This window comes from Chryseobacterium sp. MYb328 (genome assembly GCF_037572595.1).
In the GTDB taxonomy this organism is placed as follows: domain Bacteria; phylum Bacteroidota; class Bacteroidia; order Flavobacteriales; family Weeksellaceae; genus Chryseobacterium; species Chryseobacterium pennae.
In genome coordinates this window covers 41,666-58,097 of record NZ_JBBGZQ010000020.1, presented here as the reverse complement: position 1 = coordinate 58,097, position 16,432 = coordinate 41,666, and the positions used below count along the sequence as shown (strand labels likewise).

15 protein-coding genes are annotated in these 16,432 nt (G+C 35.0%); 7 read left to right on the top strand and 8 right to left on the bottom strand.

All coding sequences use genetic code 11. From position 1 onward, the window contains the following. Window positions 1-58 precede the first annotated feature (58 nt). From WH267_RS18130 to WH267_RS18120, 3 genes are all read right to left on the bottom strand, one after another. On the bottom strand, window positions 59-229 hold the full coding sequence (locus WH267_RS18130) for a hypothetical protein (RefSeq protein ID WP_340010089.1): 171 nt from the start codon (window positions 227-229) through the stop codon (window positions 59-61). A 246-nt stretch (window positions 230-475) separates the two neighbouring features. Beyond that, the gene (locus WH267_RS18125; RefSeq protein ID WP_340010088.1) at window positions 476-1,384 is read right to left on the bottom strand and encodes a hypothetical protein; all 909 of its coding nucleotides are present in this window, start codon (window positions 1,382-1,384) and stop codon (window positions 476-478) included. Between the two features lie 247 nt (window positions 1,385-1,631). Further along, window positions 1,632-2,555 (bottom strand): helix-turn-helix transcriptional regulator, encoded by a 924-nt coding sequence (locus tag WH267_RS18120; protein ID WP_340010087.1) that lies wholly within the window; start codon window positions 2,553-2,555, stop codon window positions 1,632-1,634. A gap of 232 nt (window positions 2,556-2,787) precedes the next feature. Here WH267_RS18120 and WH267_RS18115 point away from each other — a divergent pair, with 232 nt between their 5' ends. Then, the gene (locus WH267_RS18115; protein WP_340010086.1) at window positions 2,788-4,386 is read left to right on the top strand and encodes an AraC family transcriptional regulator; all 1,599 of its coding nucleotides are present in this window, start codon (window positions 2,788-2,790) and stop codon (window positions 4,384-4,386) included. A gap of 102 nt (window positions 4,387-4,488) precedes the next feature. Continuing rightward, a complete protein-coding gene (locus WH267_RS18110) occupies window positions 4,489-6,336 on the top strand; it encodes a chloride channel protein (protein ID WP_340010085.1) in 1,848 nt (615 codons plus the stop codon). Window positions 6,337-6,437: 101 nt separating this feature from the next. Here WH267_RS18110 and WH267_RS18105 read toward each other — a convergent pair whose 3' ends face one another. The 3 genes from WH267_RS18105 to WH267_RS18095 form a co-directional block, all read right to left on the bottom strand. After that, on the bottom strand, window positions 6,438-7,382 hold the full coding sequence (locus tag WH267_RS18105) for an aldo/keto reductase (protein WP_340010084.1): 945 nt from the start codon (window positions 7,380-7,382) through the stop codon (window positions 6,438-6,440). 323 nt (window positions 7,383-7,705) lie between these two features. Beyond that, the gene (locus tag WH267_RS18100; protein WP_340010083.1) at window positions 7,706-9,514 is read right to left on the bottom strand and encodes a hypothetical protein; all 1,809 of its coding nucleotides are present in this window, start codon (window positions 9,512-9,514) and stop codon (window positions 7,706-7,708) included. 212 nt (window positions 9,515-9,726) lie between these two features. Beyond that, window positions 9,727-10,911 carry an MFS transporter gene (locus WH267_RS18095; protein ID WP_115972878.1) on the bottom strand — a complete coding sequence of 395 codons (1,185 nt, stop codon included), beginning with the start codon at window positions 10,909-10,911 and terminating at the stop codon, window positions 9,727-9,729. A gap of 224 nt (window positions 10,912-11,135) precedes the next feature. Here WH267_RS18095 and WH267_RS18090 point away from each other — a divergent pair, with 224 nt between their 5' ends. Together WH267_RS18090 and WH267_RS18085 are read left to right on the top strand one after the other, a co-directional pair. Then, on the top strand, window positions 11,136-11,894 hold the full coding sequence (locus tag WH267_RS18090; RefSeq protein ID WP_310473122.1) for an NUDIX hydrolase: 759 nt from the start codon (window positions 11,136-11,138) through the stop codon (window positions 11,892-11,894). A 79-nt stretch (window positions 11,895-11,973) separates the two neighbouring features. Continuing rightward, window positions 11,974-12,705 (top strand): MBL fold metallo-hydrolase, encoded by a 732-nt coding sequence (locus tag WH267_RS18085; RefSeq protein ID WP_340010082.1) that lies wholly within the window; start codon window positions 11,974-11,976, stop codon window positions 12,703-12,705. Between the two features lie 14 nt (window positions 12,706-12,719). Here the strand turns inward: WH267_RS18085 and WH267_RS18080 are convergent, their stop codons facing one another. After that, the gene (locus tag WH267_RS18080; protein WP_115972877.1) at window positions 12,720-13,061 is read right to left on the bottom strand and encodes a helix-turn-helix transcriptional regulator; all 342 of its coding nucleotides are present in this window, start codon (window positions 13,059-13,061) and stop codon (window positions 12,720-12,722) included. A gap of 607 nt (window positions 13,062-13,668) precedes the next feature. Between WH267_RS18080 and WH267_RS18075 the strand changes: the two genes are divergently transcribed. Then, entirely contained in the window at window positions 13,669-14,262 is a 594-nt protein-coding gene (locus tag WH267_RS18075; protein WP_115972876.1) for a Crp/Fnr family transcriptional regulator, read from the top strand. 21 nt (window positions 14,263-14,283) lie between these two features. Here the strand turns inward: WH267_RS18075 and WH267_RS18070 are convergent, their stop codons facing one another. Then, window positions 14,284-14,910 carry a chloramphenicol acetyltransferase gene (locus WH267_RS18070; protein WP_340010081.1) on the bottom strand — a complete coding sequence of 209 codons (627 nt, stop codon included), beginning with the start codon at window positions 14,908-14,910 and terminating at the stop codon, window positions 14,284-14,286. Between the two features lie 401 nt (window positions 14,911-15,311). Between WH267_RS18070 and WH267_RS18065 the strand changes: the two genes are divergently transcribed. Together WH267_RS18065 and WH267_RS18060 are read left to right on the top strand one after the other, a co-directional pair. Continuing rightward, window positions 15,312-15,755: a PPC domain-containing DNA-binding protein gene (locus WH267_RS18065; protein WP_115972874.1), complete on the top strand. Its 444-nt coding sequence runs from the start codon at window positions 15,312-15,314 to the stop codon at window positions 15,753-15,755. Between the two features lie 47 nt (window positions 15,756-15,802). Beyond that, complete coding sequence (locus WH267_RS18060; protein ID WP_115972873.1) at window positions 15,803-16,387, top strand: Crp/Fnr family transcriptional regulator; 585 nt, start codon at window positions 15,803-15,805, stop codon at window positions 16,385-16,387. Window positions 16,388-16,432 lie beyond the last annotated feature (45 nt).

Here is a 16,432-nt window from a genome sequence, read left to right as displayed (position 1 = left end):
AGATTAAATTTTGAAGAAATTTTGAACGTCAAATAAATAATCTTGAGAATAAAAGGGACTAAAAAGGGACTTGGGCCTTTTCATAGATCAGGCCTTCTGCTTTCACACTATCCTGTACCTGGTTCGGTTTACTGGCACCGGGAATAATAGAAACAAATTTTTCAGAAGCCAATACAAAATGAGGGACAGTATCTACAATATTAATCTTGTATTTTTCTGCAATAGTCATCAGGATAATCCTTTATCTGAAAAGAAATACAGAAAACGGATCTTCCTAAACTTTGATAAAACAACAACTCTATTTCTTCAAAGCGATTGGTTTGGATTGCAGCCGGAATTTTAGAAATAGTGGATGAAGCTCGTTAAAGATTATCATTAATCTGTTCAATTTTTAACTTATTTCAGAACGGACACTTAAAAACAAAAGCCCTCCATTTGGAAGACTCTTTTTAGTTAACTATAAAATAGATTGATTTTATCTGGTGATACTTAGAGCTGCACCGGCAAGTGGAAATGCTCCTATTCCTTCTACAATATAAAAATGGGTTGGATATTTTACTATCCATACATCAAACCCCTCTCGTTGTATGGATTGCCTTGGAGCGAGATTATAAGATGTGTTTGTAGGATTTGTAGGGTTGGTATCCGTATCGTTGGCAATTGCTGTGGCTAAAACTGCACCGCTTTGACTTACAAGATTTGGAGCATACAAAAATGGCTGGGCATTATCACGATTCCATTGTCTAGGTTCCCATAAGGCACCAGAAACAATATAATTACCATCCTTAAATGGCACCAGAAAATCAATCCTGAATACAGATTCATGAAGTCTTTTTACTCTAGCAATATTGACACCTCCTGGTAAAATGGTTGCTAATCCCCCATTAGGACCAGCTCCTGTTCCGGTAGTGGCATAATGTTCAAAATTTACCTGTGCATAAGAAGTAATGCTTCCATTATTTCCGCCTACGTTTGAAAATAACCTCCATTCAGAGCCATTCCAGAAATAATATCCCGCTTCCAGACTGCTACCTGTGTTATAAACGAGCAGCCCTGCTGGTTGGTTTGATACATTATTATCACTATCTGCATTCAAATCATAAGTAATGCTCTGAAGATTAACTCTTGGCGCAAGAATACCTTTATCACTGGCCAATATATCCATTTTAGCATAGGCATTAGGAGTTGTGGTGCCTACTCCTATATTTCCATTGGGCATCACAATAAAATCATTACTCTGCTGAAGGTTAGAGGGATTATCTACAGATGGATTATCTTTGGCTCCATCTACATGAAATGTACCTTGCGGACTGGATGTATTAATTCCAACCTGAGCGAATGTAAAAGCTCCCAACAGAATAGTAATTAAATTAATTTTTTTCATTTTTATAGTATTTTAAGTTTATGTTTGCTTCCAGTCATGCTCCCCAAAAGGGGGCTGAGGAGTTTATCCCCAGCACTTATAAATGACATTTGTGTTTTGATTTTAAGAAAGACTCAATTGATTTCTTAAATCCACTGCAATATTAAAACGAACTGAGAAGGAATCGTAAAAAATAGGTCTCCATATCTACTTTCAGGGGTACTCACATCTACTTGTTTGTTTTAACATGTTGAAAATTAATATATTATTAAAAAGAATTAATTATATGCAAATTCAAATCTGTTTCTGAAGTAAGGTTGAATTTCTTACGTATTCTGTATTTTTTATTTTCCACAGCACGAATGGTTGCATTAGTGGCTATTGCAATTTCTTTTGTACTGAGATTTAATTTAAGTAAAGCACAGATTTCTAATTCCGATGAAATCAAGCTAGGGCATGTATACAGGATTTTCTCAAAGAAGTCAGGAAACTCGGATTTGAAATAGGTGATAAATAGTGAATTCTTGCTCATTGCCAGTTCATATAACTCATTTGAAGAACTAATTCTGTCTGTCTTTTTGATGAAATCATTCAACCTTTCTTTTTCTATATAATATTTTATAATTATTCTTTCTTTTCTATGGATGATATGCATTCCTACGTAGGTACAAAAGGAGATTTCAAGAGCTTTATAGACACGAATGTACCATAATTCTAAAGGCGAAAAATGCTGTTGGAGAGTTGGAAATATAGAATAATCAGTAATGATGTTTATTAAAAAAAATATGATATAAGTGCCTATCAGCACAAATATGATATATTTATCCTTATCATAATCGAAAAAAAATGCAATAGCTATGGTAACTGATATGTAGGAAAGATAGTTCATGGCTTCATTTCCGCTGATGGTATCACAATAGAAAATCATTAAACCTAAAAACCAGAATAATAGGGTTAGAAGATGTTTGTTGAAACGTATCCTATCTGGCCACAACAGTGTACACAGCATGAAGAGAGCTATGGTAAAGAAAATTCCTGCATAGATTGGTTCATAGAGAAAGAATAAATTAAGAATGACATTGCATCCGAGAATAAAAACCAATACGAGAGTGTAAATATCGAAATAAAGACTTTTCTCGTACTCCATCTCATCATTACTCAATTGTCTCTTTTCCTTTATATATTTCAGCATCACCCTATTTTTTTCTGGTGTAATGTTAGATTTTTATGAAAGAATGAACAAATGGTAGGTGTTATGTTTTCTGAATATGCAACGTTTTTTGTTTAGGAAGAAAAATGATATATATTATTGTTTTATAGTGGATTACGTCAGTGTTTTGTTTAATGTTTTCCGAAAATATTACACTTATTTTAATGTTTATTGTTAAATTAGTACTTTCTTGCGGGCTCAAAAAATACACTCGATGAAAAACACGATTCTCTTTTTCTGTAGTTTGATTTTCGGAATTTTCAATGCTCAGTCATCCGATACCTTGCTTACTACATCACAGATTGACTTTAAAATAGAAAAGGTAAAGAACTTATCTTGGACTGCTCCTGACCAGGCTATAGCTATTTCCAATGATATTTTTCGTACTTCTAAGAATATGGGATATAAGAATGGAATGTTAGAAAGCGGCTCGCTTCTTATGGCGAGGTATTTTGATACGGGTAATTTCAAGAAAATCCTAGACATGGGTGAAGAAGTTGAAAAACTGGCCATGGAAACAAAAAATGACATTGTATTATCAAATACCTATCGGTTAAAGGCTTCAGCATATACTGAACTAGGTCTCAATGATGAAAGCATCAAGGAATTCAAGAAAGCTTTAAAGATAACAGATAGAATAAAGTCAACCAACGATAGAAATTACCTGAAAGCTATAACTTATATTGGAATGGGCTCTTATGCAGCACATGTGAATATGCCCATTGATTCTGTCATTCACTATCAAAAAATGAGTTTGGCAAGTGCAATGAAAATCAATGATGATGAAAACTTTGCTTCAAAAAGATACCATATTCTTGCTTTATCTTATATCAATCTGGGAAAGACAAGTGTTGCCTCTCATAGGCTTAAAGATGCGGAAATCTACTTTTCAAAAGCCTTAAAAATTTTTCAGAATAAAGAAAATACTTCTGATAAAAATCTTGAAGTAACAATATATAATGAGTTTGCCTGGTTTTATTATGATCAGAAGAAATATGATAGATCTATACAATATGCCATTACAGCAGAAAAATTAGAAAAGCAGGTAAGTTCACCTTATATCCGTCGGGATATCTATGAAGTTTACTTTAAATCATATGTAGAACTTGGAGAGAAAGCTGCTTCCACGAAATATATGAATCTCTATTCCAAGCTTAATGACAGTCTTGTAAATGCAGAAAAGAAAATAATTAGTATTCCGGTGACAAAAATGATGAAAGAAAAAGATCACATCCATACTACTAACACAAGGAGAATTATATTACTTTTGATCGGAATACTTATCATAATTCTTGGTGTTGGGCTTTTCCTTTGGAATAGAAATCAAAGGAAGCATAAGGTAAAATATGAAGAAATTGTTAGGCGTCTGGCAAACCAAAAAAATAGCCTTACAGAAAAAAATGAATCATCTTCAATTGCTGAGAAAGGAATTGGAATTACAGATGAAACAATGAATATCCTATTCCTGAAGTTGGAGAAATTTGAAAAGTCCCAGAAGTTCATTAAAAATGATGTAAGCCTTACCTCTCTTGCCAATGACTTAGGGACCAATACGAGATACCTATCTGAAGTCATTAAACAATACAAGGGAAAAAATTACAACAATTACATCAATAGCCTTAGAATCAACTATATTACTACCAAACTCTACGAAAATCCCATTTATAGGGAATATAAGATAAGTTATTTGGCAGAAGCCTGTGGGTTCTCTTCAAGGGAGGTTTTTGCTGTTATCTTTAAAAAGGAGACAGGAATTACACCATCTTATTTTATCAGTGATTTGAAAAAAAAATATCAGGAGTCTGCTTCATAGGCTATCCTATTCCATCGTGATGTTGATAGTTTATAAGTTGAAAAAAAAGCATAAATTTACACAGCTGTTTCAAATTGAAGCCCGCATTAAAATTCTTCCCAGGTGAAAATTCACAACAAAAAAAAGTACCTAAGCTTTCTAAAATTTAAAAGAGATTTCCAGAAATATGGACTGGAAAAAGCCCGCAGTTATGAGCTTATTCTGCATTGGCTGAACAACAGACTGAGCCGGAACCAGTTTCTTGTGCTTTCCGGAATTCTTGTAGGATGTACAGCAGGATTGGCTGGAGTTATTTTGAAGACATTGGTACATAATATTCATTATTTCATTACCAATAAAGTTCATTTTGAATATCAGATCCTATTCTATATCGTTTTTCCTTTTTTAGGAATTGTTTTAACCACGATGATAGTTCTTACCTTATTCAAAGGACAGGATCGGAAAGGTATTGGAGCTATTCTTTATGAAATTGCCCAAAACTCAAGTATTGTAGCCTCTGTAAAAATGTATTCACAGGTGATTCAAAGTGCAGTCACCGTTGGATTAGGGGGGTCTGCAGGATTGGAAAGTCCCATTGCTGTTACCGGAGCGGCCATAGGATCCAATTACGCACAGACTTACAGACTTAATTATAAAGAACGTACATTATTGCTGGCTGCCGGAGCCACTGCCGGAATTGCATCTGCCTTCAATGCTCCTATTGCCGGAATCATGTTTGCCTTTGAAATTCTGTTGACCGGAGTTGTTTTTACAGACTTTATTCCATTGGTGGTTGCTGCGGTTTGCGGAAGTCTTTTATCAAGGGTATTACTTCAGGAAGATGTTCTTTTCAGATTTTATACCAGAGAAGCTTTTAACTATAAAAATCTACCATATTATCTTATTTTAGGTCTTGTAACGGGGCTTTATGCCCGGTATTTTGTGATTATCTCTCAAAAAGTGGAACATTTTATAAAAGGACTTCAGCTTTCAAAAATGCGTAAAGCAATGTTTGGGGGTGCTGTACTGTCTCTGCTTTGTGTATTGTTTCCGCCTTTATTCGGAGAAGGCTATGATACAGTGAAAGCTTTTACCAACGGAAATACCCATTCTATTATTGAAAACAGTCTCTTCAGATACTTTGAAATTGGTGACTGGACGATTATTATATTCTTAGTCCTGGTATTATTATTAAAAGCATTTGCTACGTCATTTACAATATTCAGTGGCGGAAACGGAGGAAATTTTGCTCCTTCCCTTTTTGCAGGCGGAACAGTGGGATATTTATTTGCATTGGTATGTCAGCATATTGGATTTACGGATGTTCCGGTTACCAATCTTGTACTGGTAGGAATGGCAGGAGCCATGAGTGGTGTGATGTATGCTCCGCTTACAGCCATATTTCTGATTGCAGAATCCAGCTTCGGATATGATCTTTTTATCCCGCTGATGATTGTTTCCATCATTTCTTACCTTATCGCCAAATGGTTCTCTCCTATTTCTCCGGAGCTGAAATCTCTTGCCGATGAAGGCAAAATTTTTACCAATAAACATGATAAAAACCTGCTTTTTGCCTTAAGAACAGAAGATTTTATTGATAAATATTCTCAGACTATTCAGGAAAATGCTTCTGTAACAGAACTTTTTGAACTGGTAAAGAATGGCAATAAAAATATTTTTGCCATAGTGGATGATACCAAAGCATTAAAAGGTGTTTTAACACTGGATGATGTGAGGCCTTATCTTTTTAACAAAGAAATGGATACTTCACAAACGGTTGCTCAAATCATGAAGACTCCGCCGGCAATAGTTTATCCTGAAAATAAACCGCTGGAAATTCTTCAGACTTTTGATGACACCGGTGTGTGGAATCTTCCTGTTGTGAACAAGAATAATGATTTTATCGGATTTATTTCCAAATCTTCTATTCTGATGAGTTATAGACAGCTGTTGAAAGAGTATTCGGATTAAGATATAATTACCTCTCCAAATGACTATAATATTTAGATAAAAAATAAATCCGTTCAAATACTGAACGGATTTATTTTTTATCTAATAATGAAAGGTTGAAATTAAAGACTCACTTGATTAAGCAAATCAATATCTTCCTGATCCAACACAAGCTTCGGTACATTGAATAATGTTTGAAGCTGTGAAGAACTTGTTGCACTTACAATTGGAGCGGTAACTAGTGGATTGGATAACAGCCATGACAGAGCAACAGTTCCCTGGTTACTGTGATGCTTTTCACTCACCTGATCCAATGCTTTTAATACACCAAGCCCTTTTGTATTTAAATATTTTCTTACGCCTTCCCCCCTTGCACTTTTGGCAAGATCTGCTTCATCACGGTATTTTCCGGTTAGGAAGCCTGCAGCAAGAGACCAGTAAGAAAACACACTAAGATCAAATTCTTCTACCAAAGGAGCGTAGTTCTTCTCAAATCCTTCTCTTTCCAATAGGTTGTAATGAGGCTGTAGTGCGACATATTTAGGCAGATTGTTCTTTTCAGAAGCTTCAAAGGATGCCTTTAAACGTTCCGGAGAAAGATTGGATGCTGCAATATAGCGCACTTTTCCGGCTTTAATAATTTCATCATAGGCAGCAAGAGTTTCTTCTACGGGAGTGGTATGATCGTCAAAATGCGTATAATAAAGATCGATATGATCTGTCTGAAGTCTTTGCAGAGATTCATCCACTGATTTCAGAATATGCTTTTTACTGATATCATAGCCATGTTCTTTGGTTTCAGAACCTACTTTGGTGGCCAGAACAATATCCTTGCGGTTATTACGGCTTTTCATCCATTTTCCAATGATCTCTTCAGATTGTCCGCCTCTTCCGTTTACCCACCATGAATACGTATCTGCCGTATCTATAAAATTGAATCCTGCCTCTGTAAACTGATCCAGTATATCAAAGGATTGTTTTTCATCCAGTGTCCATCCGAAAACATTTCCTCCAAAATTAATAGGAACCACTTCTAAATCAGTATTTTTAATCTTTCTTTTTTCCATAAAAATAATTTTACTAACTGAGATCTAAGGTAGCGAATATTATCCTTCCTCACTATTCAAAATAGCCATATAATCTATAGTTAATATAAATGAAAAAGCCGATGCTTACTCGTTTATTTTGTAGAACGCTATACTAAAAAACAGCCTAATATAAGACTGTTCTGCTGTAATTGTTGGATTGACGCAAAGGTGCAAGTTTTATCTGTATACGTGTATTTTAAGGCAATAGAAAATCAAAGATTTTCAGCAAGAGTAACAAAGATATTTTTTACCATATTATTGATTAAAAAACTTGCGTCTTTGCGTTTACCAACATGCTGTAACTACTTTTCAGTCTGAGGAATTTCAAGTACTGTAAGCATTTGTGTATATTCTTGAAGCTGGTGATTAATTGTCTCTAATCCCTGTTTGAAGAAAGATGATGTATTAAAAAGATGATGATAATATTCTACTCCCTCCAGCATATTCTTTTTGAATGCATTCCATTTTTTGGTTTGAGATTGGGTAATTTGTACAGAAGTGTCTGCTATTTCCTTTTTCAGATAGTCTATATACATTTTTAGCTCATTAATAAACATATTGGGACGGTTGTTATCAGGCAGAATGTTGGTGTTTCCATAAATATGCTTGACCATTTCCAAAAGAGAAACTTCTTTGTCAAAAAATGCGATATTCGGGCCCGGACAGATGACAACCCCTTGTTTTTCTCCTTTGATCTCCATTCCCTGTTCCATATAAGCCGCGTTCACAAGTCCTACACAAAGACAGGCTTTATCTGTAATTTCAGTTTTTTTCTTCTCAAATTCTTCTGTGGAGAGAGACTCTTTCTGAGTGTAAAGTTCACTTAGTTTAATATCCTGGTATTTTCGGGAGGCTGTACAGGTTCCTTCGGGAGAATATTCTTTGCTTAATGCCAATAGTTTCTTCGGGCATGAGCTTCCGTATTTTCCCTTAGCCTCTTTCTGCTCTTTTAGTAATTCGTTGGAAGTTCCCTTTATCGTATTGAAAGGAACACCCAAAGGAGAAATCTGACTCAGGTAAAAATCTTTTTCTTTAGCCTTTAAAAGAAGATTTCTGGTTTCGGTATCTACAGAAGTGGCTTCAGGAACCAATAAAAAGGGAGATCCCCATCCTACACTGTCTACATTATAATGGGCCAGTAAAAATTCATGTTCTTCAGAAGTTCCTACCCCGCCCTGTACGGTAATTTTCATTTCTAAAGGTTTGGAGACAGCGGGTTTACCTTTTTGTGCTAGAGCATTGCTCATTAATGTATGGGCAGACTGGATCAGATCATTCTTTTTCTGTCTGAATTCTTCCATAATAGGTCCTAAAAGCATTCCTTCTGTGGCAAATGCGTGGCCACCACAGTTTAATCCGGATTCTATCCTGTATTCTGAAACCCATAATCCTTTTTTAGCCAGGAAGTTTCCCTGAATCATAGCAGAACGAAAATCGCTCACTTTAAGAATAATTTTCTTTTTCAGAATTCCGTTTTCATCAGGAAAAAAATCATTGAATTCTTCCATATAGCTGTACAGGCGTGGATTCATCCCGGCAGAAAGAACCATAGAGGAAGATAATTTACTCTTTGCAAATCCCCGGAGTGAAGCATGGGCATCGTTGTACATTACAGGAAGCTGCTCATTCTTTTTATAATTGTCTTTATCAACTTTCGTCATGATATTGACGTCAATACTTCCCGGTATAAGGTTTGTTTCAATAAAGTTTTTGATAGTCTCGCCCCAGTTATCTTTTTGAACAATAAGGTTTTGAAGGCTGCTCTTCAGATCTGAAGTATTGGGTAACATTGCCACAAAGTCTTTCAGGGCTTCTTTATTCTTACTGATATCCTGTTTGAAAGATTCGAATTTTTCATTCACGATATCATCTACCATGTCCAGATAAGCAGTAATCCTTTTGGCTCTGTAATCCTCTGTTTTTGTTGAGATTCCTGAATAATCAAGATTAAACTTTTTGTTGTAAAAGTTTTTCATTTTTTCCAGAATCTCATCATCAATGATGGAAATCACAGAAGAAATTCCATATTGTGCAACGCGGATTGGGCTGTCTATAGTATAAGCCAGTCCCATCACAGGAATATGGAAATTGTGTAACGGTTTAGTTGTCATTATGTTTCAATAAAAGTTCTTTATTTAATGCAACTAAAAATTCTTTCAACTAATTCACTGCTTAAAAGTATTGCTTTTTTAATTAATTATGCATTAAATAACACCTGCAATATTGAAAATATGCTAAAAGTCATTTTATAAAGTTCCTTAATTATTATTTGAAGTTGTTGGGAATAGACAAAGACGCAACTTCATCTTCGCTGTATCTTTTTTTAAGATTTACTGACTTTATTACAAAACAGAACATGAGCAATCAAAGCTAAAATACCAAACGCAGTTCCTACCGCACAAACGCCTGTCCATTGTGCTTTCTGCCAGGCTACGGAAGCCAGCCATGTTCCCAGCGATCCTCCAATGAAATAAGAAACCATATAGACTGTATTCAGTCTGTTAACTGCATTTGATTTAATTAAAAAGTAATTGGTCTGATTCATAATATGGCTGGATTGTACTCCTAGGTCTACAAGGATTACTCCTACAACCAATCCCCAATAGGTTTCTCCTCCAAAATAAGTGAATCCCCAGCTTCCTATGAGAATTAATAATGAATACAGTATAATACGGTTGATATCCATGTATTTCTGAAGCTTCCCTACTTTAGCTGCAGCCAATGCTCCTACTGCTCCTGCAAGACCAAAACTTCCTACCACAGATGAACCTGCATTAAAAGGCGGTTTCTCCATATGGAAAACCAATGTCGTAAATAAAGCACACATAGATCCGAAAGCCATAGCTCCACGGAAAGATGCCAGCTGAAGAATAGGCTGTGTTTTGGCAAGATGAGCAACGGAACGCATTAATTCTTTATAGGTACCTTTGAAGTTTGGCTGCAGCTCCGGAAGCATTTTGTAAACGGCTAACCAGACTAAAATCATCAATCCCGCAGCAATTCCGAACATGGCTCTCCATCCCCAGACTTCTCCTACAATTCCTCCAATGAAACGGGAAAGAAGGATCCCTAATAAAAGTCCGGACATCACCAGTCCGATATTGGCCGATTTTTCTTTATCTGAGGAAAGTTCTGCTGCAATAGGAACAAAGAGTTGCGGAATTACAGAAGTAGCTCCAATCAATAAACTGGCAGCATACAACATCCACAGCTGGTTAGCAAAGGTCATCCACAGCAGAGATCCAAAAACAAGAAAAAGATCAATCAGAATTAATTTCTTACGGAAAAACTTATCTCCAAGCGGCACGATCAGTAACAATCCCAGTGCATAGCCTATTTGAGTAAGTACAGAAATTTTACTGGCTGCAGCTTCTGAGACATTAAGGTCCTCCGAGATCAGGGCCAGTAAAGGCTGATTATAATAATTGTTGGCTACTACAAGTCCTGAAATAATAGCCATTAACCACACCACTGTTCTGGAAATACCGTTGGTAGAATTCACCTGCATCTTAAAATTTTTATTGAATAGAAATATATCCTGATGATTTAAATAGTTGGATATACTTTTTAATGGCTTCAAAGGTAGGGATTTTCATAAAAAAGGGAGAGTATTATAATTGATTTAAGCTGTTAGTATTATAGAATGTTTTGCTTACAGTCTGCTTCAGTAAAGAGTTTTTTAAAATATTATCCGATTTTATCTTTACATTTGTAGTAACACATTTTATTTTTATGGATTATATGGATTCCAGGGAACAGATCTTACAGAAATCTGCTGAAGCAAAAGAACTTTATCTTCCTCATATTTCAGTAGACCCGGTTGTTTTTGGTTTTGATCAGAATGAGCTTAAAGTATTGCTGGTGAAAATGAATTACAGAAAACAGTGGCTGCTGCCCGGTGGCTATGTAAGGAGAGATGACGATCTGGATGAAGCAGTAGTAAGAGTACTGGAAGACCGTGCAGGTGTTACTGATGTATTCCTGGAAGAATTTGGTGTTTTTGGAAGAAAAAACAGGAGTCAGCTGTATTTTGAGGAATTTGATGAAACTCTTTTTCAAAAACAGCGTTTTGTTTCTGTGGGATATTATGCGCTTTATAATTCCTCTGAAATCAATCCCATAGCTGATGATGTGAGTGAAGCCTGTGAATGGGTTTATCTCCGCCAGTTACCTGAAATTGAATTTGGGATGGATCACCGTGAAATTATTGAAAAGGCATTGCTTACCCTGCGGGAAAAGATTTCTTCCAAACCAATCGGATACAATCTTATGCCTGAAAAATTCACCCTTCCTGAGCTACAGAAACTATATGAAGCGATATTAGGCAAGCCGCTTAACCGAGGCAACTTCTACAGAAAGATCAAAAACTTAAATGTTTTAAAAAAACTTGATGAGCAAAGACGTGTAGGAGCTCACAGATCTCCTGATCTCTATTCTTTTGATATGGAAAATTATGAGAAAGCATTGGAAAATGGTCTGAATAATTGGTAGCAGTTTCCATTGTTTCTGCCGATGTTAGGTATTGATGAAAAACCTTTCGGATATTGGAAATATTCAGGAAATTTGCAGAATGAAAATCATACCACTTAAAGAAGGCAATTTTTCAGCCAGCAAAACCAAAGATTTTACACTTTTAACAAACGAAAACTTTAATACTGTTTCCGGCATTAAAATGTCTGTTCAGCCCTTTCTTATCATTACTGAAAATGATTATATCCTTTTAGATGCAGGTATTGGATGGAAAAATGAAGAAGGCCAATCTGTGGTGATGAAAATTCTGGAAAGAGAGAATATACAACCTGAACAGGTTACCAAACTCTTACTCTCCCATCTCCATAAAGATCACATTGATGGTGCAGTAAAACTTACCGATAATGGCTATGAGGCGACTTTTCCCAATGCACAGATCTATATCCAGAAACGTGAACTGGATTTTGCAATGGAAAATAAAGGAAATCCTTCTTTTGATTTCAATATTTTGGAACAACTGATTCAGTTACCGAATATCATCTGGATGAATGAAGATAAGGGACAGATTACCAGTGAAATATCATATGAAGTCGTGGGTGGGCATACTCCATTTATGCAGGTTTTCTGGATCACAGAGAATGAAGAAACCGTGTTCTATGGTGCAGATGATCTCCCTCAGGCGTCTTATTTAAAATATCATTTGGCTTACAAGAGTGATTTTGATGGCAGAAAAGCAATGCAATTAAGAATTTTATGGGAAAGTGAAGCCAGAGCAGACAGTTGGAAAATACTACTTTATCATGATTTGGAGAAAGCTGTCATTGAAGTTTAAAAACAAAAAATGGTTTAATTTTCATTAAACCATTTGTAAATATCTAATTCAGATGGAATATTGAGTTTCTTTCTGATTCTGTTTTTCCGGTTTTGTATCGCTTTGGGTGTGACAAAAATACAGGTAGCTATTTCTTTTGTCGTCATATTGAGCTTAAGATAAATACAAAAGATCAGTTCGGAATTTTTAAGACCAGGCTGTATAGCAGATAACTTGTCGAAAAAATCCGGATAGACCAATCTGAATTTGTTAAGCAGACGGGGAGAATTTGCTTTAGCTAAAGCCATAATTTCATCTTGTACAAGAATCTTCTGATTCAAATCCTCTAAGTTCGGTTCAGTTTTTTTATTTTTCATAATACGTTCTCATCTCTACTCATTTCTGATATACATCCTTTGTATACCAGTATGAAATCTTTTTTATTTTTACAAACCCTTGTTTTATAAATAATTACATGGGAATAAAATAATTTTCACACATTCAAAATCTCTTTATTTTTTATAAATAATATTCAACAATATGTACACTCCAAGCAGTATTTACTAAGTGATCAGGTTAAAAATTCATACATATGAATTTCCATTCATTTTTATATAGGGCAAAGAAATAAAAAATGATTAAAATTCTATTAAAACAGAGTACCACATACATACCACGTTATGCTTTTCGGTAAAATATCACAAACGCTTTTATCAGCCCGTTTATCATCTTTTTTTGCCTGAGATAAATATAGGAGGTTACCCGGTTCTCTTTTTATGATCCAAATCAATAGTTTTAAAAATATAACATCATCAAAATAAATATTTGTGGTATCTGAATGGTACCTTATTTCATGGTTAATGACTGAAATAAACGTTTCTTTATTCTTTTAAAACTCTGAACTTAATTATAGTATTTAAATGATGAAAAAAATGTGTATTTACAAAGGTTCATAAAATTTTAACTAATAAATAAATCACAGATATGATCGTTGAAAATTTATTAATTTCATTTGGGGCAGAAACAAAAAATTTTAAAGCAGGAGAAGTTATTTTCCACGAAAAAGATTTGCCTCTGTACTATTATCAGATAGAAAAGGGAAAGATCAAGCTGAATAATTATACTGAGGATGGAAAGGAATTTATTCAGAATATATTTTCTGATGGTCACAGTTTTGGGGAATCTCTTTTGTTTGTAGAACGGCCATATCCTATGAATGCCATTGCCATAGAGGATTCATTGGTTTTCAGAATGCCAAAATCCAGTTTTTTAAACCTGATACAAAGCAATCCGGAAATATCACTGAATATTTACCAATGCCTGGCAGAAAGAATGTATTATAAGTACATTATGTTCTACAATCTGTCCTTTCAGAATCCGGTATCCAAGCTGAAACTCATGTTAGATTATCTGAAAAGCTACCATGATGATAAAACACCCTATTCTTTCCAGATCCCTCTGACAAGGCAGCAACTTGCTTCACTGGTAGGACTTCGTGTAGAAACAGTGATAAGAACCATAAAACAAATGGAAAAAGATAAGATTGTGAAGCTTGAGAAAAGAAAGATCTATTATTAGAAGAATCTTCAAGTCTAAACCCTATAGGTCAAGCTGTCTCTGAAACTCCTCCAGATATTTTGCAATGTGAATACCGTCTGCAAGACCATGGTGAGCTTCAATGGAAACCGGCATGTATTTTCTGCCATCACGGATACTGAATTTACCAAAAGAGATCTTTGGCACAGATTCTCCATTGTTAAAATCTGTAGGATGAAGAATTGCGCTGAACGAATTCCAGGGAATGGTAGTGTGTCTCACGTGATCTTTTCCCAGCCTCTCATTGCTTAATCTAAGCCCGGACGAATTGTGGACTCCTTTTATTTCTTCCTGCAATGCGGCATTGAAAGTTGCAAAATCCTCAGAAAAAGGAGTAAACGAAAAGCCAAAAGTTCCATCAGGTCTGCCAATGGTGCTTCCGGCATGAACAGTATCAAACTGAACTACCTGACCATCAATAATTCTAAGTTTTAATTCCTCAACAGTATTCACAGCCATCATAGACTTGTGATAGTAATAGGCAAAGAAAGAATATCCGTTTTCTTTAGCTTTGTCATAAGCTGTTGTACAATCTACTTCTGTTGTAAAGCCAAAGTATGGGCTTGCCATTTGAGAGAAAAATTCAAAATGCTCCTTTCTGTTCCATTGCTGGAGGTCTACAATCTTCATTGATTTTAATTTGCTGCAAATTTCCGTAATTTCCCTGATTTTAACTAGTAAAATGACTATTAATTTTCTATTAATAAGATCTTTTTTCTTTTTAAAAAAGCATTAAAATGTAGATTGAAAAGCATGATTCCTGCATTAGCTGTAATTGTTGGGAATATAAAGACATGTTTTATCGCGATAATACACGAATAATTTCTATGGGCTATAATTTTATGCTTGTCATTCTGTAGAATCTTAATTCCATTGTTAAATATCACATACCATTTGTGTATTGCATTACGGTTACTGAGAATCATATATTGGGTTAAGGTGAAATATACTTGTATTTTGAACTTATTACTGTTTACAATATTCCCAAGTCTTTGCATTTTCCAACATATTCTAATTAATTAAACATCATCATGGAAATACAAAATTTTAAAGGAAATCACTGGACTGCAAGAAAGTATATTGTAAGCCTTAAAAATGATTCCAGTATTGTGGAAGCATTAACGGACTTTGTTCAAAACCAAAATATTCAGGCGGGCGAAGTCACAGGAATTGGGGCTGTAAGTGAAGCAACACTTAGATTTTTTAGTTTTGAAACAAAAAAATATGTTGATAAAACATTCAAGGAACAGATGGAAGTCACCAATATCTCAGGAAATGTTTCTTTGATAGAAGAAAATCCTGTACTTCACTTGCATATTACCTTAGGCAGAGAAGATTATACCGCTTTAGCAGGACATCTTTTAGATGCAAGAATCAATGGTGCCGGTGAATTTATTTTTTATCCTTTATCTACCAGAGTGGTAAAAATCAAAGACAGAAAGATAGGAATAAACCTTTACGATTTTGAAAAATAAACCTTCAATTCCTGGTGAAAGCCTTATTTTTGAGGAAAATTTGTTGGATGTTTGATGTATTGCTTTCCCATATTCAGAATAAGGTTGAGATGACTGCTGAACAGAAAAACCTGATTCAGACCTTTTTTACTGTAAAAAAGCTTAAGAAAAAACAATATCTGTTACAGGAAGGAGATATCTGTAAATGTCTGTCATTTGTAAGCAAAGGATTATTGAAATCTTATTACCCTGATGAGAAAGGAAATGAGCACATCAATATGTTTGCTTTTGAAGGCTGGTGGATCTCAGATTTCAACAGTTTTATTCATCAGGAAAAAGCGGTCTTAAACATTGATGCTGTAGAAGATACGGAAATATTAATGATTACTTTGGAAAACTATGAGAAGATGATGCTGGAAATTCCTGTCATGGACCGTTATTTCAGAATTCTTTATCAAAACAGTCTTGTTACGAAAGATTACAGGCTTATTGTGTCCAATGGCTATACTGCTGAGGAAAAATACCTGCAATTGATCCGGAAAAACCCGGAAATAATCAAAAGAGTTCCTCATAATCTGATTGCTTCTTATCTTGGGCTGGCTCCGGAAACCATCAGCAGAATCCGTAAAAAGAATTTTCCGAATAATACTTGATCCAGATCAACTCAAATGCATGATCCAGATCAAGTGTAAAAGGAA